Here is a 2348-nt window from a genome sequence, read left to right on the forward strand (position 1 = left end):
TGCGGTGGCGGCGATCGGGGAGATCGGCTCGATCATCGCCTCGATCAACGACTACCAGCTGACCATCGCCTCGGCGGTGGAGGAGCAGACCGCGACCACGAACGAGATGTCGCGCGGGGTCGCCGAGGCCGCCACCGGCTCGGGCGAGATCGCCTCCAACATCACCGGCGTCGCCACCGCGTCCGCCACGAGCTCCGAGGTCGTCGGCCAGATGGGCTCCTCGGTCGACGAGCTCGCCCGGATGTCGGCGGACCTGCGCTCGCGCGTCACCGCCTTCACCTACTGACCCCCTCACCGCTCTGCACCGTGCGTGCCACGGACTCTTCGAAGGACGGACGACGATGACCGGACGCAGGACCCCCGCGCTGGCCCTGGTGGGCGTGCTCGCGCTCGCCGCGGGCTGCGCGGGACCCCAGGCGCAGGACGAGACCCCGCTGGTCGGGATCGCGATGCCCACCACGGTGCAGACCCGGTGGGTGGCGGACGGCGAGAACCTGTCCGCGCAGTTCGAGTCGCTCGGCTTCGACGTGGACATGCGCTATGCGGACGACGACCCGCAGGCGCAGGTCGACCAGATCCAGGCGATGCTCGACGCGGGTGCGGACGCGCTCGTCGTGGGCGCGGTCGACTCCAAGCCGCTGGGCCCGGTGCTCGCCAAGGCGCACGACGCGGGCGTCAAGGTCGTGTCGTACGACCGGCTCATCCGCGACACGGGCGACGTCGACTTCTACGCCTCGTTCGACAACCGCCGCGTCGGCGTGCTCCAGGCGACCTCGCTGCTGCAGGGCATCGGGGTGCTGGACGCCAACGGCGAGCGGACCAAGGCGAAGGGGCCGTTCGCGATCGAGGTGTTCGCCGGTTCGCCCGACGACAACAACGCCACCGTGTTCTACGACGGCGCGATGTCGGTCCTGCAGCCCTACCTCGAGGAGGGCGTGCTCGTCGTCCCGTCGGGGCAGGTCGAGCGCGAGGACGTCGCGACCCAGGGCTGGAAGGCCGAGGTCGCGGGCGAGCGCATGACGTCGCTGCTCGGCCGCTACCAGGGCGGCACGCGCCTCGCGGCCGTGCTGGCGCCGAACGACGGCATCGCGCAGGCGGTCCTCGCCGCGACGGCCGACCTCGGCTACACGCCGGTCGTGCCGGGCCAGGACGCCGAGGTGCCCGCCGTGAAGTCCGTCGCCGCCGGCGTGCAGTTCTCGACCGTCTACAAGGACACCCGTCAGCTCGCCGAGGTGACGGTGGAGATGGTGCAGGACCTGCTCCGCGACTCGGAACCGGAGGTCAACGACACGACCTCGTACGACAACGGCGTGACCGTCGTGCCGTCGTACCTGCTGCCGCCGCAGCTGGTCACCCAGGACAACTACCGCGCCGTCCTCATCGACAGCGGCTACTACTCGGAGAAGGAGATCGGCTGATGGGCACCACCCCCGTGCGCCGGCGCGCGGCCTGGTTCTGGGACCGGTCGATCGGCGCGAAGTTCACGGTCGTCCTCCTCGTCCTGGGTGGCGCGTTCGCCCTCGTCGGCGGCGCCGGCGCCTACGCCCTGTGGAACAGCGCGCAGGACCTCGACCACATGTCGCAGCTCAACACCCAGCTGCAGCGCGCCTTCTCCCAGCTGTCGGTCGACCAGCAGCGCAGCCACCTGCTGGTGCGCCGCGCGGTCGGCGTCGACGAGGACACGCGGCGCCAGCTGCTCACCTCGGCCGACTGGGTCGACCAGGACGTGACGTCGCAGATCGCGGTCATCGAGCAGTTCCCGCAGTCCGACACGCCGCAGTGGCGCGACTTCCGCGACCGCTGGGACGCGTGGGTCGCGCTGCGGGCGAGCACCCTGGTGCCGCAGATCGAGGCGGGCGACGTGGCGGGCTTCGGCGCGACCGTGTCCGCCGAGGTCGCCGCGAACCCCGACTGGGCCGGCCGTGCGCTCGCGCTGGCCTCCGCCCAGACCGACGCGGACGTCGTCGCCATCCAGGAGGCCGGCGAGGCCCGGGCGCGCCAGATGATCGTCGTGCTGGCCGTCACGTTCGTCGTCGCGACCGCGGTCGCGGCCGCGCTGGCCGCCGCGACGATCCGCCGGATCTCGCGCTCGGTCCGCGACGTCGGCTCCTCGCTCGACGCGATGGCCGCGGGCGACCTCACGGTCGGCACCGAGGTGCGCGAGCGGGACGAGGTCGGCCGGATGGCCGCGTCCCTCACGAGCGCGCAGGAGAGCCTGCGCGCGACGCTGCAGGACGTCGCCCGCACGGCACGCGAGGTCGCCGACTCGGCGCAGCGCCTGGCCGGCTCCAACCAGGAGGTCTCCGGCGCCGCCGGCGAGACGAGCGCGCAGGCGGGTGTCGTCGCGG

General features: G+C 72.8%; 2 protein-coding genes and 1 pseudogene. All 3 read left to right on the plus strand.

Annotation, left to right across the window (positions count from 1 at the left end; all coding sequences use genetic code 11):
* A pseudogene (locus HGCM_RS06715) lies at positions 1 to 286 on the plus strand (methyl-accepting chemotaxis protein); the annotation flags it as partial.
* Positions 287 to 341: 55 nt separating this feature from the next.
* Positions 342 to 1418 carry a substrate-binding domain-containing protein gene (locus HGCM_RS06720; RefSeq protein ID WP_026075309.1) on the plus strand — a complete coding sequence of 359 codons (1077 nt, stop codon included), beginning with the start codon at positions 342 to 344 and terminating at the stop codon, positions 1416 to 1418.
* A partial coding sequence (locus HGCM_RS17320) for a HAMP domain-containing protein (RefSeq protein ID WP_019136090.1) occupies positions 1418 to 2348 on the plus strand: 931 nt, incomplete at its 3' end. The genes HGCM_RS06720 and HGCM_RS17320, both read left to right, overlap by 1 nt.

Source organism: Cellulomonas massiliensis JC225, from assembly GCF_000312005.1.
Lineage (GTDB): Bacteria > Actinomycetota > Actinomycetes > Actinomycetales > Cellulomonadaceae > Cellulomonas > Cellulomonas massiliensis.